Source organism: Shimia sp. SK013, assembly GCF_001292625.1.
Lineage (GTDB): Bacteria > Pseudomonadota > Alphaproteobacteria > Rhodobacterales > Rhodobacteraceae > Shimia.
In genome coordinates, this window is the sequence record NZ_LAJH01000009.1 from 940,225 (window position 1) to 957,940 (window position 17,716).

24 protein-coding genes are annotated in these 17,716 nt (G+C 58.1%); 10 read left to right on the plus strand and 14 right to left on the minus strand.

Features of this window, described 5'->3' with window-relative positions; all coding sequences use genetic code 11:
* Nucleotides 1-2: 2 nt before the first annotated feature.
* Nucleotides 3-494, minus strand: a complete 492-nt coding sequence (gene mraZ, locus SHIM_RS07185; RefSeq protein ID WP_054001867.1) for a division/cell wall cluster transcriptional repressor MraZ — start codon at nt 492-494, stop codon at nt 3-5.
* A 699-nt stretch (nt 495-1,193) separates the two neighbouring features.
* Between mraZ and SHIM_RS07190 the strand changes: the two genes are divergently transcribed.
* From SHIM_RS07190 to SHIM_RS07210, 5 genes are all read left to right on the plus strand, one after another.
* The gene (locus tag SHIM_RS07190) at nt 1,194-1,667 is read left to right on the plus strand and encodes an NUDIX hydrolase (protein ID WP_241488806.1); all 474 of its coding nucleotides are present in this window, start codon (nt 1,194-1,196) and stop codon (nt 1,665-1,667) included.
* A gap of 73 nt (nt 1,668-1,740) precedes the next feature.
* Nucleotides 1,741-2,205 carry a DUF1178 family protein gene (locus tag SHIM_RS07195; RefSeq protein ID WP_054001868.1) on the plus strand — a complete coding sequence of 155 codons (465 nt, stop codon included), beginning with the start codon at nt 1,741-1,743 and terminating at the stop codon, nt 2,203-2,205.
* A gap of 30 nt (nt 2,206-2,235) precedes the next feature.
* Entirely contained in the window at nt 2,236-2,880 is a 645-nt protein-coding gene (locus tag SHIM_RS07200) for an SDR family NAD(P)-dependent oxidoreductase (RefSeq protein ID WP_054001869.1), read from the plus strand.
* Between the two features lie 184 nt (nt 2,881-3,064).
* The gene (rimO, locus tag SHIM_RS07205) at nt 3,065-4,477 is read left to right on the plus strand and encodes a 30S ribosomal protein S12 methylthiotransferase RimO (protein ID WP_054001870.1); all 1,413 of its coding nucleotides are present in this window, start codon (nt 3,065-3,067) and stop codon (nt 4,475-4,477) included.
* 38 nt (nt 4,478-4,515) lie between these two features.
* On the plus strand, nt 4,516-4,896 hold the full coding sequence (locus SHIM_RS07210) for a thiol-disulfide oxidoreductase DCC family protein (protein WP_054001871.1): 381 nt from the start codon (nt 4,516-4,518) through the stop codon (nt 4,894-4,896).
* 13 nt (nt 4,897-4,909) lie between these two features.
* On the opposite strand, the gene SHIM_RS07215 is transcribed toward SHIM_RS07210, so the two are convergent.
* The 5 genes from SHIM_RS07215 to SHIM_RS07235 all read right to left on the minus strand — a co-directional run bounded on the left by SHIM_RS07215 (nt 4,910) and on the right by SHIM_RS07235 (nt 6,869).
* On the minus strand, nt 4,910-5,182 hold the full coding sequence (locus SHIM_RS07215; protein ID WP_054001872.1) for a DUF6455 family protein: 273 nt from the start codon (nt 5,180-5,182) through the stop codon (nt 4,910-4,912).
* Nucleotides 5,179-5,454 (minus strand): DUF6455 family protein, encoded by a 276-nt coding sequence (locus SHIM_RS07220; RefSeq protein WP_054001873.1) that lies wholly within the window; start codon nt 5,452-5,454, stop codon nt 5,179-5,181. Before SHIM_RS07220 ends, SHIM_RS07215 begins: the two co-directional genes overlap by 4 nt.
* Entirely contained in the window at nt 5,451-5,714 is a 264-nt protein-coding gene (locus SHIM_RS07225) for a DUF6455 family protein (RefSeq protein WP_054001874.1), read from the minus strand. Before SHIM_RS07225 ends, SHIM_RS07220 begins: the two co-directional genes overlap by 4 nt.
* Nucleotides 5,715-5,778: 64 nt before the next feature.
* Nucleotides 5,779-6,132 carry a YigZ family protein gene (locus SHIM_RS07230; RefSeq protein ID WP_054001875.1) on the minus strand — a complete coding sequence of 118 codons (354 nt, stop codon included), beginning with the start codon at nt 6,130-6,132 and terminating at the stop codon, nt 5,779-5,781.
* Between the two features lie 2 nt (nt 6,133-6,134).
* Complete coding sequence (locus SHIM_RS07235; protein ID WP_241488807.1) at nt 6,135-6,869, minus strand: M48 family metallopeptidase; 735 nt, start codon at nt 6,867-6,869, stop codon at nt 6,135-6,137.
* A 102-nt stretch (nt 6,870-6,971) separates the two neighbouring features.
* On the opposite strand from SHIM_RS07235, the gene SHIM_RS07240 reads away from it, so the two are divergent.
* Nucleotides 6,972-7,211 (plus strand): hypothetical protein, encoded by a 240-nt coding sequence (locus SHIM_RS07240; RefSeq protein ID WP_054001876.1) that lies wholly within the window; start codon nt 6,972-6,974, stop codon nt 7,209-7,211.
* Here the strand turns inward: SHIM_RS07240 and SHIM_RS07245 are convergent.
* The gene (locus tag SHIM_RS07245; protein ID WP_054001877.1) at nt 7,208-7,465 is read right to left on the minus strand and encodes a DUF167 domain-containing protein; all 258 of its coding nucleotides are present in this window, start codon (nt 7,463-7,465) and stop codon (nt 7,208-7,210) included. The two genes, SHIM_RS07240 and SHIM_RS07245, sit on opposite strands and share 4 nt — an antisense overlap.
* Before the next feature lie 73 nt (nt 7,466-7,538).
* Here SHIM_RS07245 and SHIM_RS07250 point away from each other — a divergent pair, with 73 nt between their 5' ends.
* Genes SHIM_RS07250 through SHIM_RS07260 form a run of 3 tightly spaced genes read left to right on the plus strand, consistent with a single transcriptional unit; the run spans nt 7,539 to nt 9,993 of the window.
* Complete coding sequence (locus tag SHIM_RS07250; protein WP_054001878.1) at nt 7,539-8,660, plus strand: class II histone deacetylase; 1,122 nt, start codon at nt 7,539-7,541, stop codon at nt 8,658-8,660.
* Nucleotides 8,661-8,713: 53 nt separating this feature from the next.
* Nucleotides 8,714-9,292 carry a nitroreductase family protein gene (locus SHIM_RS07255; protein ID WP_054001879.1) on the plus strand — a complete coding sequence of 193 codons (579 nt, stop codon included), beginning with the start codon at nt 8,714-8,716 and terminating at the stop codon, nt 9,290-9,292.
* On the plus strand, nt 9,277-9,993 hold the full coding sequence (locus SHIM_RS07260) for an EI24 domain-containing protein (protein WP_054001880.1): 717 nt from the start codon (nt 9,277-9,279) through the stop codon (nt 9,991-9,993). Before SHIM_RS07255 ends, SHIM_RS07260 begins: the two co-directional genes overlap by 16 nt.
* On the opposite strand, the gene SHIM_RS07265 is transcribed toward SHIM_RS07260, so the two are convergent.
* Together SHIM_RS07265 and mce are read right to left on the minus strand one after the other, a co-directional pair.
* Nucleotides 9,944-10,243, minus strand: coding sequence for a DUF1467 family protein (locus SHIM_RS07265; protein WP_054001881.1), 300 nt, complete (start codon nt 10,241-10,243; stop codon nt 9,944-9,946). The two genes, SHIM_RS07260 and SHIM_RS07265, sit on opposite strands and share 50 nt — an antisense overlap.
* A 54-nt stretch (nt 10,244-10,297) precedes the next feature.
* A complete protein-coding gene (mce, locus tag SHIM_RS07270) occupies nt 10,298-10,702 on the minus strand; it encodes a methylmalonyl-CoA epimerase (RefSeq protein ID WP_054001882.1) in 405 nt (134 codons plus the stop codon).
* A gap of 164 nt (nt 10,703-10,866) precedes the next feature.
* Here mce and SHIM_RS07275 point away from each other — a divergent pair, with 164 nt between their 5' ends.
* Entirely contained in the window at nt 10,867-11,586 is a 720-nt protein-coding gene (locus SHIM_RS07275; protein ID WP_054001883.1) for a response regulator, read from the plus strand.
* Nucleotides 11,587-11,592: 6 nt separating this feature from the next.
* Here SHIM_RS07275 and SHIM_RS07280 read toward each other — a convergent pair whose 3' ends face one another.
* From SHIM_RS07280 to aspS, 5 genes are all read right to left on the minus strand, one after another.
* Nucleotides 11,593-12,321 (minus strand): GNAT family N-acetyltransferase, encoded by a 729-nt coding sequence (locus SHIM_RS07280; RefSeq protein ID WP_054002039.1) that lies wholly within the window; start codon nt 12,319-12,321, stop codon nt 11,593-11,595.
* A 75-nt stretch (nt 12,322-12,396) separates the two neighbouring features.
* Nucleotides 12,397-13,626, minus strand: coding sequence for a DUF1501 domain-containing protein (locus SHIM_RS07285; protein WP_054001884.1), 1,230 nt, complete (start codon nt 13,624-13,626; stop codon nt 12,397-12,399).
* Between the two features lie 23 nt (nt 13,627-13,649).
* A complete protein-coding gene (locus tag SHIM_RS07290; protein ID WP_054001885.1) occupies nt 13,650-15,044 on the minus strand; it encodes a DUF1800 domain-containing protein in 1,395 nt (464 codons plus the stop codon).
* Nucleotides 15,045-15,162: 118 nt separating this feature from the next.
* Entirely contained in the window at nt 15,163-15,624 is a 462-nt protein-coding gene (locus SHIM_RS07295) for a thioredoxin family protein (protein WP_054001886.1), read from the minus strand.
* 2 nt (nt 15,625-15,626) lie between these two features.
* Nucleotides 15,627-17,483, minus strand: a complete 1,857-nt coding sequence (aspS, locus tag SHIM_RS07300; RefSeq protein WP_054001887.1) for an aspartate--tRNA ligase — start codon at nt 17,481-17,483, stop codon at nt 15,627-15,629.
* Nucleotides 17,484-17,716 lie beyond the last annotated feature (233 nt).

The following is a 17,716-nucleotide window of genomic DNA, read 5'->3' on the forward strand; positions in this document are numbered from 1 at the left end:
CGTCAGATTTCCTCATCCCCGTCCAGATAAATGGACGGATCAGCATCCGGATCGAAATCGTCATCCGCCTCAAGCGCCTCGGCCTCAGCGGCGTCATAGCTTTCGGGATCCCAGATCTCGAACGTGTCGCCTTTGCCTGCGAAGAACGCCATGTCATCAAGGCCAATCTTGTCACGTTGCTCTTTTGGCAGGACCAAACGGCCGGTCTCGTCCACCGAAACCTCGATCGACTGCGTCAAATAAAGCTTACTGAGCGCCAGACGTTTCTTGGAACCGCGTGGCATCTTCATGATGCGGCTCACAACGTCGTCCATCGCCTCGACAGTAAAGCACTCAAGGAAATTCCGAGTACGGCCACCGTAGACGATCATAATGCTTGGATTGTCACCGCTTTTCCAGTCAGGGTCACCAGCTTCGAGCACACGGCGAAACTTAGCCGGAATGGACATCCGACCTTTTGTATCAACCTTGTTGCGGCTCTCGCCTCTGAACATAAGCGCCACGATGAATGGCCCTTCTCATTGCCTAACTTGGTGCGGAAACGAAACGGCGGATTGATCTGCTGCCACTGATCAATCCGCCATCCTCGTCCCGCTCTTGCGGGTGTCCAGCTGCGCGCGCCACCTGGGGGGATGTTCTGCTCGCCCGCGCGCCGGATCTCTAATTTCGATAAAGGCGGGGCCTGTATGAAACCTGCTCTTGGGATTTTTTGTTCGGGGTCGTTTGGCGCCCCTTAACTCCCGTCTTCATCGTGCTTATAGGGATGCCATGGGAATTTATGGAAATCAATAGGAATTTTCACCACGCACCACAAAATCTTGCTTCTGAAGCACTCACAATACAAGATGATGTGTCGAAAATCCAAAATTGGACACCGTATATGGTCTATCCGCACTAAATACACACATCATATTGATATTTTTGGCACTCACTTGGCTGGCGCCCAAAATCCCATAAAAATCTACCAGTTCTCAGGATTGCCGGCCTTCTAAAACGATTCTGATCACAAACACCAGCCATTTCCCAAATTTTTCGCAATTCGTGAAGCTTCTCCCATGCTTTCCCACAAAACACTCCCGCAACCCGCATTTGGCTCTTGCAAACGTTGCGGGTCACCGCGCCCTTTCGCTTGCACGGACCGCGCGGCTGATTAAACTATCCTCTAAGAATCTTGAGGCGCGATAAGCAAAGACATGGGCCAAAACGATCCCAAAGCCGTCGCAACCATGTTGCGCAAGGCCACCAAGGCCGGATCCCGCATTCAATTTGCGGCGCTGCCCTATCGGATGCGCAAAGGCAAACCGCAAATCATGGTGATCACCTCGCGCGGCACCAAACAGTGGTTGCTTCCCAAAGGCTGGCCAATGGCCAACCTCAAGCCTCATAAAGTGGCTGCTCAGGAAGCTTGGGAAGAGGCCGGCGTAATCGGTACTGCCCACAAGCGATGCATCGGCGTCTATACCTATCGCAAAACCCGTGGGGTACATCGGGGCAAAAAATTCACTGTGCTCGTCTACGCGCTCGAAGTGACAAAAAGCGTCAATGCCTTTCCAGAACGCGGCCAACGCCAACGCAAATGGCTGCCCCCAAAAAAAGCCGCCAAACGCATCCTGAATCCGGATCTCGCAAAAGTCGTGCGCAGATTTGATTACAAAAGCGACGACTGATCTGCTTGATCCTGTCCCTCCGCAGTCATATGTTCGCTTAACACAACGACACGGCACACTCTGTGATGCAGGCATGATCAACTACACTCTAAAATGCGCCAATGACCACCGGTTCGACAGCTGGTTCCAATCCGCCGACGCCTTTGACAAGCTCAAAGCGGCGGGCATGGTTACCTGCGCGGCCTGTGGTGACGCCAGCGTCGAGAAAGCAATGATGTCGCCACGGGTGCGCCCTGCCCGTACAGCCGCCGCTGCCACGGGGCCACAGGAGACTGCACCGGCAGAATCAGCGACCGCGTCTCTGTCACAACCCGCCACCGAGGCCCAAGCCGCCTTGAAGAAGTTGCGCAAACAGGTCGAAGAAAACTCCGACTATGTCGGCAAGGATTTTGCCGCCCAAGCCCGCGCAATGCACGAAGGCAACACTCCGGAACGCGCCATCTATGGAGAGGCCAAACTGGAAGACGCCAAAGCACTCGTCGAAGACGGCGTACCCGTAGCGCCCTTGCCATTCAATATCGGACGCAAAACCAACTGATTTTTCCAAAACCAAATTCGGAGACCCCCCATGCATGTTGTCATCACAGGCGCCAATCGCGGCATAGGACAGGCGCTCGACCACCGTTTTCGCGACTTGGGCCACGAGGTCACCGGCACCGCCCGCTCTGAGGATGAATTCCTGCAACTGGATGTCACCTCACCCAACAGCCAAGCCGCGATGGCCCGCACTTTGGATTCAAAACCGGTGGACCTGCTGATCTGCAACGCTGGCGTCTACTTGGACAAAGGCCAGAATCTGGCGAACGGCTTCCCGCCGCAGATGTGGGCTGACAGCTTTGCCGCCAATGTCACCGGCGTATTCCTCACAGTGCAATCGCTTCTGCCAAACCTTCAGCTGTCCGAGACCCCGAAGATCGCGATAATCTCCTCGCAAATGGGATCGGACACCCGCGCACCGGGCGGCTCTTATATCTATCGCGCCTCCAAAGCGGCCGCGCTCAATCTGGGGCGCAATCTGGCAACGGACCTCAAGCACATCGGAATTGCCGTGGGCATTTATCACCCCGGCTGGGTCAAAACCGATATGGGCGGGGACGCCGCCGACATCACGGTGACAGACTCCGCGCATGGATTGGCAGACCGCTGTCTCGCGCTCTCACTGGACACAACAGGCTGTTTTGAAACCTGGGATGGGCGCCAACACCCTTACTAAGCCAACAACGCACTCCCGCCCCTTCGGGTTGGGCCCGGCTCAGCTGCGCTGAGCCTATTGCGCCGCTCATTTCCCGCCCGGACATCTCTCTTAGGGGCCTCTACGCACACCGCGTAAACCCAAGAGTGAGAGCCGCGCGCCATCTCCCTTTGCCAAATGCGACCCGCTGCCCTATATCGCGGCCATGAGCCAGTCTTCCAGCAATCCGCCCGAACTTCGCCCCGACCTCGCCCGTGCAACGCTCGCGGGTGACTCTCCCACGGCCACACGGCCCGGACAGCCAACCATCGGCATGGTCAGCCTCGGTTGCCCCAAAGCACTGGTCGACAGCGAACGCATTCTCACGCGACTACGCGCCGAAGGCTACGGCATCTCGCCCGACTATGCCGGCGCGGATGCAGTGATCGTAAACACATGCGGATTTCTTGACAGCGCCAAAGCCGAAAGCCTTGAGGCCATTGGCGAGGCCATTCAGGCCAACGGCAAGGTCATCGTCACCGGCTGCCTTGGGGCCGAGCCGGAGTATATCACCGGCACCCACCCCAAAGTGCTCGCAGTCACCGGACCGCACCAATACGAGCAAGTGCTCGACGCGGTGCATGGCGCAGTGCCACCCGCGCCCGATCCTTTTGTCGACCTGCTGCCCGCCTCCGGTGTGCGCCTAACGCCACGCCACTTCAGCTATCTCAAGATTTCCGAGGGCTGTAACCACAAGTGCAAGTTCTGCGTTATTCCCGATATGCGCGGCAAACTCGCCTCCCGCCCCGTGCACGCCATCCTGCGCGAAGCGGAAAAACTCGTTGAAAGCGGCGTCAAAGAATTGCTGGTGATCTCGCAAGACACCTCGGCTTATGGTTTGGATCGCAAATATTCCACGCACCCGTGGAAAGACCGCGAGGTGCGCAGCCACATCACCGATTTGGCACGTGAGTTGGGCCAATTCGACGCGTGGGTGCGGCTGCACTACGTCTACCCCTATCCACATGTGCGTGACTTGATCCCGCTGATGGCGGACGGGTTGATCCTGCCGTATCTGGACATTCCGTTTCAACACAGCCACCCCGACACGCTCAAACGCATGGCGCGCCCCGCCCATACCTCCAAAACGCTGACCGAGATCGCCGCATGGCGAAACGCCTGCCCCGACATCACCCTGCGCTCGACATTCATTGTCGGCTATCCGGGTGAAACCGAGGCGGAGTTCCAACACCTGCTGGATTGGATGGACGAAGCCCAACTCGACCGCGTGGGGTGCTTTCAATATGAAAACGTCGCCGGCGCGCGCTCAAACGCGCTGCCCGATCACGTGCCGGCCGAGGTAAAACAGGACCGCTGGAACCGTTTCATGGAAAAAGCGCAGGCAACCTCCGAAGCCAAGCTGGCGCAAAAAGTCGGTCAGATCATGGATGTGATCATCGACGACATAGATGAAGACGGCATCGCCACCTGCCGCACCAAAGCCGACGCACCGGAAATTGACGGCAACCTGTTCATTGACGAAGACACCGCCGGCCTAAACGTCGGCGATATCGTTGCCGTCGAAGTGGACGAAGCGGGAGAGTATGATCTGTGGGGGCGTCACCTGCGTAACAACTGACAGAAGCCGCAAACACAAATCAACTGAGCGCTGACATTATGACAAGCCAAACCCGAGTGCTTTTCAATGCAGATTGCCCAATCTGCAATGCGGAAATCTGCCATTATAAGGCGTACTCAGATGGCAAAGGTTTGGAAATTGGGTTTGATGACCTGAACTCTAGCGCTCTTGCCGATTGGGACATCGACGCAGACACTGCGGCACGGCGCCTGCACGTCATCCACGAAGGTCAGGTTTTCGCCGGCATTCCGGCATTTCTTGTGCTTTGGAAAGAAATGCCCCGATACAGAACGCTTGCGAAACTCGTGAGCCTTCCTGGCATCCGCCAAGTTGCGTCAATCGGATACGACTACATTTTAGCGCCGCTGATCTACCGTCGCCACCTTTGGCGTCAGAAATCCGGCAACTCCGCACTGTAAAGCCGACGCCGGATCAAACTATTTTTGCCAAAGCCTGCAACACATCCGCGTGGCAACAAAACCCGGGCGCTTGGGCACCTTGCGTGCAGCCTTCACTCAGCCACTTCTGGCAGTCCGCAACGCACGGACACTTCCGGCACCGCGTTACCATCTGCGCATAGTCTGTCGCACTCAATGCGTCGCAAGCCATCGCCTCAGACAGGCTCACACCCAGCGTTCGCGCCATCGAGCGGGTCAGCCAAAAATGCGTCGCCGGATCTCCGAGAAAGGCAATCTGCGCAGTCATGAGTCTTCTCCCGTCGCTGCTGCCAACTCTGCCAAACGTACGCGGTTTAAACAGCCCTCGGGAATATCAACAGGCACTTCACGGCACTCACGGGCCAGAAATCGTGAACACCCTTCGTCCCAATCACAGCTCCGGCACCTTGTGACAAGGCCTGCCCATTCTTCTTGGGTCAACTCGCCGGTTTTTGCAGCGCCTACCAAGTCCGCTCCAGCAGCCTTCGCCATGCCATGCACCTTCATAAGGTGCTCATTCACATCACCCAGTGGCTTCATATCAACGTCTCGCTAATGCGGTTAAACAGGTCTCTGTTTTGGCAAAATGGTGGAACCCTCTGTTCGGAATTCTCCGCAGGAGCACGCCATGTCTCGCAAACGTCCGGCAAAGGACACCGCGTGCATCGCTCAACCGCCTGCTGGATCTCACCCACTGCCAACGCGCCGCGAATGGCCGCTTCCTGAAGGTCCATGCCAATTCGCTTGGCAGCCTCGTCCATCAAGGCCACGTGGCGTCTCAGTTTGGGGATATTGGGCATCGCGCTCTCCTACAAAGACAGGAGAGGGTTTAACATGATGAAATTTTGAAACCCTTGATGTGGGTCAATTCAATTCCGCGAAATAGGCCGCCACACAGTCTTGCACACGGCGAAACCTGTCCCCACCCAACTTCACGCCACCATACCAGCGCGTCACCACCACAAGATGCCCCGTCAACTCCTGACGCTCCAACATGCGCACAATCACCAGACCCGCGCCGCTTTCCCCGTCGTCGCCCTTAAGCGGTGTGCCGTCCTCAAACAGGACGCCCCAAGTGTTGTGCGTCGCCTTGGCGAATTTCTTGTTTTTCTTTAGTGATTTCAGAAAAGCATCGACGTCGGCGCGTCCACTCACCGGCCCACCCGACACCGCGTATTTTGAGCCACGGTCGCTGACCACATTCAACAGTTGCAACATGCTCAGAGCTTGGCCGCCGTCTCTCTGACAATTTTCATGCGCGACGCGTTGGGCGGATGTGTGCCGAGAAACTGATCACCTGGGTCAGGTATGCGCGCGAAAAACTCCGCGCCGCGCACCGGATTGAACCCTGATTTATGCGCAATCACGGTGCCCAGCGCATCCGCCTCAAGCTCAAAGTTCTTGGAGTAGGCCCGTGAGCCCACCTGCGCACCGGTGTTCACAGCCATGTCCAGCAAACTGCCTTCCGCGCCCGCCGCAGCAGCAGCAACCCCAATCAGGATCGCGCCGAGCGCTGCGTTGTTCTGGGTCTTGCCGATGTGGCCAGCGATATGGTGCGCCGCCTCGTGGCCCATCACAAAGGCCAGCTCATCCTGATTGCGCGTCTGCGCGATCAACGCAGGCGTAAAGATAATCAGCGGACGCCCTGTCTTGTCGAGCGTTTGATAGGCATTGGCGGGCAGATTAGGCCGCTCATCCACCGAAATCTTGTAATCGCAATTTGTGCCTTGTGACGTTCGCGCGCGGCATTCGCGTTCTGCCACACTCTCCATTCGGGCCGAAATCGGCGCCAGCTTGGACTTGGCTTGTGACAGCGATATCGACTGAACTGATGTTTTTGCCGGGGTCTGGGATTTTGGGGCCGGTTGCGTGTCCGTTGTCGTGCTGACGCAACTCGCCAGCGCCATCGCGCCACAAATAACCAACGGTTTCAAACCATTCTGAGCAAAAGCCATACGTTCCTCCCCGAATACTACAAACCCCAAACTATGCCCACACTTGCCAAGGTTCCAGTGGGAAAACCTTGCGCTTTGCAGCATCGACGCTAGGCTATCTATATGTTCAGCATCGAGCACGAATTTGATTCAACCGTCGTGACCCTCGTGGATGAGGGCGCCCAACCGCTTGCTGAAGACGTGGTTATCAACATGTTTGAGGATTGCGTCACCATCGAACAGTTCGACGCCCGCACCGACACCATGCAAAAAATCACTCTGTCGATACATCAAGCTCGGGATCTCGCAGCCGCTCTGGACCTTCCCGAAGGTGTTTACACGATCAAACGTGACGAGCCCTAGCGCGACACAACCCGAAACACCTTGTCTCGCGCAGTGTCGCCCCGGATCAGCTTCAAGCGCGATTTCGCGATGCCGATTTCTTTTGCCAACAGCTTTATCACCGCCGCATTGGCCTTGCCCCCCTCCGGCACCACGGTCACGTAAACGCGTATGCCGTCGTCTTGCACGACCACCGCATTACGCGACGCTTTGGGGGTCACACGCACCGCAATCTCGCCGCCTTCCGCAGCCAAAGCCGCCAACTCTCCCGCCATCTGCCATCCATCAATTTACAAAGCCCGCACCACGGGCAACAGTGTCGCCAAATCATCTGCTTGCGAAGACACTATGGCCACCGGTTTCTTTTTTGACGAACGTTGTTTCTGGCACAGCGGCGGCAACTACGCACTGACCCTACCCGTTGGTGATCTGGTACAGCCCTTGGCCGCCGGAGGTCTTCCTGAAAGCCCCGAAACCAAACGTCGCCTCAAAAACCTGTTGGACGTCAGCGGCTTGTCCGCTGACCTTGACCTACGCAGCGCCACCTCTGCGGATCGCACGGCACTGGAACGGGTTCACCCGGCGTCCCTGCTGGACCGTTTCCAAGAAATGTCTGACGCAGGTGGCGGCGAAATTGGTCTGCGCACCCCGTTTGGCAAAGGGGGTTATGAAATTGCCGCCCTCTCGGCTGGCCTTGCTACCGAAGCCGTCCGCGCTGTCGCCACAGGTGACTTGCAAAACGCCTACGCGCTGTCCCGCCCACCCGGCCACCATTGCCTGCCCGATTGGCCCAACGGCTTTTGCCTGCTGGCCAACATCGCCATCGCCATCGAAGCCGCCAAGGCCGAAGGTCTAGCGCATCGTGTTGCCGTGCTCGATTGGGACGTGCACCACGGCAACGGCACCGAGGCGATCTTTTACGACCGCGACGACGTGCTGACGCTATCGTTGCACCAAGAAAGAAATTACCCGCTCGACACCGGCGATCTCGAACATCGCGGCACGGACGTGGGTCTGGGCTATAACATCAACGTGCCCCTGCCCCCCGGCGCCGGCCACAACAGCTACCTGCACGCGATAGAGAAAATTGTCCTGCCCGCGCTTGCCGACTTCAAGCCTGACATGATCATCGTCGCCTGCGGGTTTGACGCCTCCGCCTTTGATCCGCTCTCGCGTATGCTGGCCACCGCTGACACCTTCCGCCAGATGACCAAACAGGTCATGGCCGCCGCTGAAGACCTCTGTGACGGCAAGTTGGTTCTGGTGCACGAAGGCGGCTACTCCGAAGCCTACGTGCCGTTCTGCGGTCATGCTGTGATTGAAGAGCTTGCAGGGTCCTCTATCACGGCCCCCGACCCTATGGCGGCCTCTCTCGCCATCCGCCAGCCCAACCCGCGTGTCGAGGCTTTCTATGCCACTTTGATCGATGAAATGGCTGATTTCTTTGCAAAACCACCGCAGAGCGGTTGAAAAACCGCGGGAAAACACAGACCTAACCCGCAATGATCTTGAGGGAGACATATATGCCATTCGCCAATCCAGCCGCGCTGGAATTTCTGCAAACCCGCCGCTCACGACCGGCCAAGACGCTCGTCGCGCCTGCCCCCACCCGCGCAGAGCTTGAACCGCTTTTGCAGGCCGCCCTGCGCAGCCCCGACCACGGCAAGCTGGAACCTTGGCGGCTGATTGTCTTGAGCGGTGATGCGCTTGATCGTCTGGCCAAACTGACGCAGACACGAGGCACAGCGCTTGGTATGGACGACGACAAAATCATCAAAGCACACGCCCAATTTGCCAACGCAGATTTGGCCGTTGCCGTGATTGAGGCGCCGGTGATCTCCGAAAAAGTACCCGCCATTGAACAGACCTATTCCGCCGGAGCCGTCTGTCTGCAACTGCTGAACGCCGCGCTTGCCGCAGGTTGGGGCGCAAACTGGCTGTCGGGCTGGGCCAGCCATGACCGTGCCTTTGTCGAAGAAGGTCTCGACCTTACTCCGCGCGAGAAAGTCGCCGGTTTCATCCACATCGGCACCGAGCGCGCCGCACCGCCTGAACGCCCACGCCCAGACATGGAGACCAAGGTCACATGGCAATCTCAGTAATTCTCGGCTCATTCACCGCGGCTCTTGGCCAATTGGGTGACCCACGCTTTCGCCGGGTGCTGGTGCGCGGTATCGGCCTGACCCTCGCGCTGTTGATTGCGTCCTATGTTGCCTTTCTTATGTTCCTGAATTGGATCGGCGCCGCGCAATGGGTGCAGGAGCTCTTAGGAAACATCAGCTGGGTTGGCGACCTTGTGACGTGGACATCGTTTTTCCTGATGGTGCTTTTGTCGGTCTTTCTGATGGTGCCGGTTGCCTCTGCCATCACCTCAATGTTTTTGGACGAAGTTGCCGAAGCCGTCGAGGATCGCCACTACCCAAACGTGCCCAAGGCGCTCCCTGTACCTTTTGGCGAAGCTCTCAAAGACACTGTGAACTTCCTCGGCGTGTTGATCTTCGCCAACATCGTCGCGCTGGTGATCTACGCCTTCTTTGCGCCATTTGCGCTGTTCATCTTCTGGGGCCTGAACGGGTTTCTGCTGGGACGAGAATATTTCACCCTCGCCGCCATGCGCCATTTGGGCCGCGATGGCGCCAAGAAACTGCGCAAAAAACACGGCGGCACGATCTGGATCGCGGGCACGCTGATGGCGATGCCTCTGTCGATCCCACTGATCAACCTTGTAATACCGATCTTAGGCGCGGCGACCTTTACCCATCTGTTCCACCGGCTGGAGTCTCAATCGTCGACATCCGGTTGAACCAGTCCAGATCCCGCACCGAGATCACACCGGATGTGATGATGAACACAAGTATGGCCGTCATCACCGCCGCCGCCAGCGTGGTGATCTTGGCTTTGGTCTTCAGGTAATGATGCTCCGGTGCACCTGCTTGTGTGCCGGGCACCACTTTGCCCAGATCACCTTGGGTTTGCAGCCGGATCGGGATTACAATCAAAAAGATCATGAACCAGCAGACCGCAAACAACACCATCACAGATGTAATACTCATATCATTCCCTTCTGATCACCCCACGCGGATACGCAGGGCGCAGCAATTTGGTTCTTATACCTGTTCCAGCTCGACCAGACAGCCGTTGAAATCTTTGGGATGCAGGAACAACACCGGTTTGCCGTGTGCGCCGATCTTGGGCTCGCCATTGCCCAGCACCCGCGCGCCGGTCTCTTTCAGATGATCCCGCGCCGCGATGATGTCATCCACTTCATAACAGACGTGGTGCATGCCACCGGCCGGGTTCTTTTCCAGAAAGCTGTTGATCGGGCTGTCATCGCCAAGCGGATACAGCAATTCGATTTTGGTGTTGGGCAGCTCGATAAACACCACGGTCACGCCATGATCCGGCTCATCCTGCGGCGCGCCAACCTTGGCGCCAAGCGCGTTGCTGTATTGCGCTGACGCGGCCTCAAGATCGGGCACGGCAATCGCAACGTGGTTCAAACGTCCAATCATGGTTTCCTCCAAAAAATACGGGTCTTGTGTTGGCACTTCTTATGCGGTGCAGCACGTCTTGGCGCAAGCGGCACAGGGTCGCGCCCGCATTAACGTCCCGTTAGGTACGAATCTCTAATCTCTATCGCGAATCCATTTGTCTGTCAGAACGTCAGGAACCCAATATGAACGACCCGCTGCCGCTGTCGCCCTTGTTTACTCCTACGTCGCAACGCCCTTTGCTGGGCATTGCTGTACTTGTCGTTGAGGACAGTCGCTTTGCCTCCGACGCTCTGCGCATGATGTGTGTACGCTCCGGCGCTCGCATCCGTCGCGCTGACAGCCTTTCGGCCGCGCGCCGCCATCTTAAAACCTATTTGCCCTCGGTGGTGATCATGGATCTTGGCCTGCCAGACGGCTCCGGCACCGATCTGATCGAAGAGCTTGCACAAGCCAGCCCACGGGTCGATGTGCTTCTGGCCACCTCTGGGGATGATTTTTCTGAAGACGCCGCAATGGCCGCCGGTGCCGATGGTTTTCTGACCAAACCGCTCACTGGCTTGGCGCAATTTCAGTCCGAAATTCTGTCGCGCTTGCCTCAGGAACGTCAGCTCAAAGGTCCACGTCCCCTGCCGACTGACGTTGTGGATCCCGATCCCGTCGCCCTGCGTGACGACTTTCTGCACGCCTCAGACACGTTGTCGACCTATCCTGACGACAAGGCAGTTGTTGCATATGTGGCGCAATTTTTGTCCAGCATCGCCCGAAGCGCGCGCGACGAGGATCTGCTGGGCGCGGTGAAGTCGGTCGGCACCGCACACCAGACCAATGCTCAGCTTTCACAGGATGTGGCCTCGCTTAGCGATCTGCTGAAATCCCGTCTGAATGAACCTTTAGTGATCTAAGTCCGCTCAAAGCGACGGATCATCTGCGGCGCGCACCAGCCCCGTCAGATCCGACAACCGCTCACGCTGCTGTCCAGTGGCGTCAAAGTTGCCAGCGGACAACCACAATTCGAAAGCCTCTCGCAGCGCAGCCCACTCCTTGTCAATTGCTGCAAACCAGGCCGTGTCGCGGTTGCGGTTCTTATAGACAAGCGCCTGACGAAAAATGCCTTCGTACGACAGCCCCAGCCGTTGTGCCGCCCGGCGAGACGGTGTGTTGAGCGCGTCGCATTTCCATTCATAGCGCCGATATCCCGCCTCAAAAGCCCACTTCATCATCAGGAACATGGTCTCGGTTGCCGCCACTGTGCCTTGCAGACGCGGCGCAAAATTGATGTTGCCAACTTCGATCGATCCGGCCTCGGGCTTGATCCGCAAATAAGACGCCACGCCGCCATATGCGCCGGCCTGTTTGTCATAGATCGCATAGAAAAACGGATCTTGCGCCGAAACCGCTTCGCGCATCCACCGATGATACTGCGCAGCGGAATTGAACGGCCCATAAGGCAGGTAATCCCAAACCGCGTCGTCTCCCTGATAGGCCCGAAACAAAAGCGCCGCGTGTTTTTCCGCATCCAACGGTTCCAAACGGGCGTACCGACCTTCCAACACCTCGCCTTTTGGTGCGGAGGGCGGGGTCCAGTTTGGCACCGCGAAGCCCACAGGTCTCGGGGCGTCACTGCGGTGGTCTGTCATGCGAACTGCTCCTTTGTTTTCAACAATATGTCGCACATAGGTCTGCCCCTGCCAAGATGTCAGCCCAAAACCTGCTCAGGCCAGCAAGCGCGGATCGTCGCCCAAATCGATGCCCGGAAACACCTCGGTTTCCAACACGCTCCGCTCCAGTCCAAAACTTGACCGCAACGCCCAGCCCATCCAGCGCCGCACATCATCTGTTGGCATCAGATCGCGACGTTCATAAAGCGCGGCCTCATCCATGCCCGGCCATTGGCCAAGCACGCCGGATTTGCGCAGTGCGCCGCCCGCCAACACCATCGCGCCGCCGGTGCCATGGTCCGTGCCCTTCGTGCCGTTTTCGGCCGCCGTGCGGCCAAATTCAGTCACTGCAACCACGGTCGTGCGTTGCCACGCCGCCGCGCCCATGCGGTTGTGCAGCGTCAACAGCGTGTCCACCAATCGGCGAAGCGGCGCCCGCAAGGTGTTGCTCTGCCGAAAATGTGTGTCCCATCCGCCAAGCGAGAAGCAGGCGATCCGCGCATCCTCGCGCAGCCTGTCCGCCGCAAATTCTGCCACCCTGACGTGTGCCCTGCGCGCGCTTTTGCCTGTCGGGTTCATCATCATGTCCATGGCCTCTTCCAGATCGGCCGAGTCCAGCGCCCCGCCACCGCTCTGACTTGCCAATCCCATCGCCGTCGCCATCGCAGCGGACATCTCCGGATCCCCGCGCAACGTGTTCTGCATCAAGGAAACCCCTTGCTGGGACAGGATAAAATCAACATCCGGCGACCAGCTTGTGATTTCCGCATCGCCGCGGCTCAACAACATCGGTTCAGCGCCAATCGCGTATGCCGTGCGCACATCTACGCCTTTCATGCCCCCTATGGCCCGATTGAGCCAGCCATCCCGCACCCCGTCGCCTTCGATCGACGCAATTCCCGCTTCCAGCAGGTCCTGCCCGTCAAAATGACTGCGTTTGTCGCGATAAGGCGTGGACACGGCGTTCACAAAGGCCAACTGCCCCGCTTGCCACAAAGGATACAGCGGCGCGCACTCAGGATGCAGTCCAAAGCCGCCTTCCAGAGGGATTTCTCCCTTGTTGCCCGCAGACAGAGAGGGGCGCAAAACCGGCAAAAGCGCCTCCTGTCTTGGCCGCAACAAATCCAACCCGTCCAAGCCGCCACGCAGCACGATCACCACCAGCCGATTGTCGGTTGGCGCGGCGGCAAAACTCACCGGTGTCAACAAAGGCGACGCTGCCACGGAACAACCAATAGCCGCCCCCTGCGTCAGGAAATTTCGTCTTGTCAGTCTCTTAGACATTTCGCGCCCTCTCCGAAATCGCCTTACATCCGTTGAAACGCCGGGGACATCAGCACAAGCGCCACGCCCTCTCTCCGGCTTTCTGCTGCCTTGGCGGCAAACAATACTTCCTTCGGCACGTCCTCGCCCAACACATCCAGCACAAACCGGCGTGGGTCCGGCAAAGGCCGCGCCAGATCCACCGGCGCCGACAGGCTCCACTGCAACCGCGCCGCCAAACCTTGCGGGCTCAACCAATGTCCGTCGGCCTCCGAAAACCCATCCGGCCCCAACGGTTTGCCCAAAGGCTGCCCCATCGCACGCAGCGGCGCGCCGACGTAGCGTTGCAACCCAGCGCCCTGCAATGCGTTCATACGGGCAACGGGCACCGCCAGCCCACGCAGGGCCGAGCACAGAAAGGTCATCGGCTGCTTGAAATTGCGCCGCGCGGCTTGCCACGCGGCCGGATGGCGCAACATCGCCTCGGTCATCGCGGACAGATCCCCGTCTGTGTTCACAAACGCGGCCTTCATCGACGCCACCATTTCCGCGTCCGGCGCGTCTGCTACAAAATGCACGGCCATTTTTCGCGCCAGATGTCCGGCTGTGTCCGGATGCACTGCCAGATCCCGCAACACCGCCTGCACATCTTCCAGTTCTGCCCGTTCCGTACCGCCGTAACTGCGCCCCAACACGGTTTCCGCTCCCGGCTCCGCACGTCGCGGTTCAAACCTCAACTCAATGTCGTGTTCGGCGCGCACCCCGGTCAGCAATTTGGCCAACTGGCGCACATCTTTCTGCTCATAAGCCCCGCCAACACCCAACGTGTGCAGCTCAAGAATTTCGCGCGCCAGATTTTCATTCAACCCACGGCTCTGCTTGGGCCGGCGCCGCGCAAAAAGGCTGTCGGGGCCCACCGACGCATTCTGATCCAGAAAGTGCAGCATCATTGGATGCAGCACCGCCGCCTCCAGCAAGTCCGCGAATTTTCCGCTTACATAAGGCCGGATCGCCGTTTCCGCGTAATGTGCCTCATTTGTGCGAAAATCGTAATTCTTGCCCCTTGCGGCAAAATGGTCGGTCCAAAAATCTACCAACCGCTCCCGCAACCCGTCCTCCGACCAGACGCGCCGCAAAACGCCCTGCACCGTCCAGAGTGAAATCTCCGGTCTGCTGGTTTTTTTGAATGCATCAAACGCGGCTTGCTCCGGCCCGTCGTCCCGCCCCGCTCTTAACGCCTTGCGCCGCACCTTCTGCAACCGGCGAAACTCGGCGGTAAGCGCGTGAACGTCAGACACAGGCGGCAAAGCAAATTGCGTCGCCGCACGATCCCGCCCTCGAAGCGCGCGCAACATCGCATTCACCGACTTCGGGGAAGCAATCTCCGGCGACAGCCCGTACCCGAACCGATGGGCCGCCAACGTGGAAGAAAAAGACATGCGCGCACTCTTTGATGACCTACCCACTCAGTGTACGCGATAATACCGGATCACAAAGGCCGGATTGACCAATTCTTTGTGACGGCGAACTCTTGCCGCTGCCCAACAGCGCTCGGCCTTACCGCGCCGCTTTCCTAAGCACGCCGCTTAATTGCTTGTGGGAAGACGGATCAAGAAAATAGCGATGCTTGGAAAAGCCGGAATTGAACTTGGTTTGCAAGGTACCAGTCGCATCCAAAACCATCGAGCGTGGAATATACGCGCCATCAGGTGCATACCGCGCCGCCGCGTTTGGCTCTCGGTCCTGATCCACCAACACAAACACAAAATTGCGGCTCTGCGCCACGATCTTGCTATGAAAAAAAACGTTTCGGTATTCATGACAGACCGGACACCACGTGGCGTGCACAACCAGAAAGATCGGCTTGCCCGTGGCCTGCGCAGCGTCCAAACCGGAGTCCAGATCATGCCAGTCTATATCTTGGTCATTGAACCCTGCAGGGATCGCGTCAGCCGTAGCCGCCGCGCCAGTCAAAACCAGCGCAGCGATCATTACCCATGCACGCACCTTTTGGATCATGCTCAGTCCTGAGCAATGACCCGCAAGCTCAGCTCCATCAACTGATCTGGCGCCGGCTCACTTGGGGCGTTCATCATCAGGTCTTCGGCGCGCTGGTTCATTGGGAACAGCATCACTTCGCGGATGTTGAGCTGATCAGCCAGCAGCATCACGATGCGGTCCACACCAGCAGCACACCCGCCGTGGGGCGGTGCGCCGTAAGAGAAGGCTTTGTAAAGCGCGCCGAACCGGCTCTTCACTTCGGCCTCATCATAGCCTGCGATCTCAAACGCTTTCAGCATCACGTCCGGCTTGTGGTTCCGGATCGCACCCGACACCAACTCATAGCCGTTACATGCCAGATCATACTGATAGCCCAAGACCTTCAGCGGATCACCGTTCAACGCATCCAAACCGCCCTGCGGCATCGAGAACGGGTTGTGCTCAAAGTCGACCTTGCCGGTCTCCTCATCTGCTTCATAAATCGGGAAGTCCACGATCCATGCAAAGGCAAACCGGTTGGTGTCGGTCAGACCAAGCTCATCGCCAATCACGTTGCGCGCACGCCCCGCAACCGGTTCAAAGGCTTTGGGTTTGCCGCCCAGGAAGAAGGCCGCATCACCGACTTTCAGACCCAGCTGCTGACGGATCGCCTCTGTGCGCTCGGGACCGATATTCTTCGCGAGCGGTCCGGCGGCCTCTTCGCCCAGCACGATCTCGCCCGCTTTGATCTTGGCGTTCACGTCCTTGACGGAAATGCCCTGCTCTTGCGCAATGCTATCGGCCGACTGTTTGCGCCAGAAGATATAGCCCATGCCCGGCAAGCCTTCTTGCTGCGCGAATTTGTTCATGCGGTCACAGAATTTGCGCGACCCACCTGTGGGCGCTGGAATGGCGCGCACTTCGGTGCCTTCTTGTTCCAACAGCTTGGCAAAGATCGCAAAACCGGAGCCTGCAAAATGCTCAGACACAACTTGCATCTCAATCGGGTTGCGCAGGTCGGGCTTGTCGGAGCCATATTTCAGCGCTGCTTCGGCATAGGGAATCTGCGGCCATTCGTTCGGCGCATCCACCTTGCGACCACCGCCGAACTCTTCAAACACACCCGCCAGAACCGGCGCGATGGTGTCAAAGACGTCTTGCTGCTCGACAAACGACATTTCCATATCGAGTTGATAGAAATCTGTGGGTGAGCGATCCGCACGCGGGTCTTCGTCACGGAAACACGGTGCGATCTGGAAATATTTGTCAAAGCCCGCAACCATCATCAGCTGTTTGAACTGCTGTGGCGCTTGCGGCAGCGCATAAAATTTGCCGGGGTGAATACGCGACGGCACAAGGAAATCGCGCGCACCTTCAGGGCTGGATGCGGTGATGATCGGCGTCTGATACTCGCGGAAGCCATTGCCCCACATACGCTTGCGCATGCTGGTCACAACGTCGGACCGCATAGTCATATTCTGCTGCATCTGCTCACGACGCAAATCAAGGAAGCGATACTTCAGGCGGGTCTCTTCAGGGTATTCCTGATCGCCAAACACCAGCAGCGGCAGCTCGTCAGCCGCGCCCAGTACTTCGAGATCACGCACAAAGACTTCAACCTCACCGGTCGGAATTTTGTCGTTCACCAGATCGGCGTCACGGGCTTTGACGTTGCCGTCGATGCGGATACACCACTCGCTGCGCACCTTTTCCATGTCGGCAAACACCGGGCTGTCGGGATCGCACAAAACCTGCGTGATGCCATAGTGGTCGCGCAGATCGACAAACAGGATGCCGCCGTGATCGCGGATGCGATGCACCCAGCCGGACAGGCGGACGGTCTCGCCCACGTTGGATTTATTCAGGTCGGCGCAGGTATGGCTGCGAAAGGCGTGCATGTGCGGGCCCTCTTTCAGGGTGAATTACTACAGTCGCGCCGATACACCTGTTTGAGCGGCCAAAGTCAAGCCAACAGCCCGCCAAAGTGGCTCAAAACGGCCTGACCACCTTGCCTGATCGGAAAAACATGCCCAGCCCAGCACAAAAGGCGATTGCGATCGTGTGCAATGAAATTCCAAAGCCTCCGTCTTAGCCTCATTTTGTGCGTCAGTGATCTGGACATTTTCTTCCG

Bases quoted from the DNA above. Each gene is read 5' to 3' on its own strand.
- mraZ (WP_054001867.1), bottom strand. From the start codon at position 494: ATGTTCAGAGGCGAGAGCCGCAACAAGGTTGATACAAAAGGTCGGATG.
- SHIM_RS07190 (WP_241488806.1), top strand. From the start codon at position 1,194: ATGGGCCAAAACGATCCCAAAGCCGTCGCAACCATGTTGCGCAAGGCC.
- SHIM_RS07195 (WP_054001868.1), top strand. From the start codon at position 1,741: ATGATCAACTACACTCTAAAATGCGCCAATGACCACCGGTTCGACAGC.
- SHIM_RS07200 (WP_054001869.1), top strand. From the start codon at position 2,236: ATGCATGTTGTCATCACAGGCGCCAATCGCGGCATAGGACAGGCGCTC.
- rimO (WP_054001870.1), top strand. From the start codon at position 3,065: ATGAGCCAGTCTTCCAGCAATCCGCCCGAACTTCGCCCCGACCTCGCC.
- SHIM_RS07210 (WP_054001871.1), top strand. From the start codon at position 4,516: ATGACAAGCCAAACCCGAGTGCTTTTCAATGCAGATTGCCCAATCTGC.
- SHIM_RS07215 (WP_054001872.1), bottom strand. From the start codon at position 5,182: ATGACTGCGCAGATTGCCTTTCTCGGAGATCCGGCGACGCATTTTTGG.
- SHIM_RS07220 (WP_054001873.1), bottom strand. From the start codon at position 5,454: ATGAAGCCACTGGGTGATGTGAATGAGCACCTTATGAAGGTGCATGGC.
- SHIM_RS07225 (WP_054001874.1), bottom strand. From the start codon at position 5,714: ATGCCCAATATCCCCAAACTGAGACGCCACGTGGCCTTGATGGACGAG.
- SHIM_RS07230 (WP_054001875.1), bottom strand. From the start codon at position 6,132: ATGTTGCAACTGTTGAATGTGGTCAGCGACCGTGGCTCAAAATACGCG.
- SHIM_RS07235 (WP_241488807.1), bottom strand. From the start codon at position 6,869: ATGGCTTTTGCTCAGAATGGTTTGAAACCGTTGGTTATTTGTGGCGCG.
- SHIM_RS07240 (WP_054001876.1), top strand. From the start codon at position 6,972: ATGTTCAGCATCGAGCACGAATTTGATTCAACCGTCGTGACCCTCGTG.
- SHIM_RS07245 (WP_054001877.1), bottom strand. From the start codon at position 7,465: ATGGCGGGAGAGTTGGCGGCTTTGGCTGCGGAAGGCGGCGAGATTGCG.
- SHIM_RS07250 (WP_054001878.1), top strand. From the start codon at position 7,539: ATGGCCACCGGTTTCTTTTTTGACGAACGTTGTTTCTGGCACAGCGGC.
- SHIM_RS07255 (WP_054001879.1), top strand. From the start codon at position 8,714: ATGCCATTCGCCAATCCAGCCGCGCTGGAATTTCTGCAAACCCGCCGC.
- SHIM_RS07260 (WP_054001880.1), top strand. From the start codon at position 9,277: ATGGCAATCTCAGTAATTCTCGGCTCATTCACCGCGGCTCTTGGCCAA.
- SHIM_RS07265 (WP_054001881.1), bottom strand. From the start codon at position 10,243: ATGAGTATTACATCTGTGATGGTGTTGTTTGCGGTCTGCTGGTTCATG.
- mce (WP_054001882.1), bottom strand. From the start codon at position 10,702: ATGATTGGACGTTTGAACCACGTTGCGATTGCCGTGCCCGATCTTGAG.
- SHIM_RS07275 (WP_054001883.1), top strand. From the start codon at position 10,867: ATGAACGACCCGCTGCCGCTGTCGCCCTTGTTTACTCCTACGTCGCAA.
- SHIM_RS07280 (WP_054002039.1), bottom strand. From the start codon at position 12,321: ATGACAGACCACCGCAGTGACGCCCCGAGACCTGTGGGCTTCGCGGTG.
- SHIM_RS07285 (WP_054001884.1), bottom strand. From the start codon at position 13,626: ATGTCTAAGAGACTGACAAGACGAAATTTCCTGACGCAGGGGGCGGCT.
- SHIM_RS07290 (WP_054001885.1), bottom strand. From the start codon at position 15,044: ATGTCTTTTTCTTCCACGTTGGCGGCCCATCGGTTCGGGTACGGGCTG.
- SHIM_RS07295 (WP_054001886.1), bottom strand. From the start codon at position 15,624: ATGATCCAAAAGGTGCGTGCATGGGTAATGATCGCTGCGCTGGTTTTG.
- aspS (WP_054001887.1), bottom strand. From the start codon at position 17,483: ATGCACGCCTTTCGCAGCCATACCTGCGCCGACCTGAATAAATCCAAC.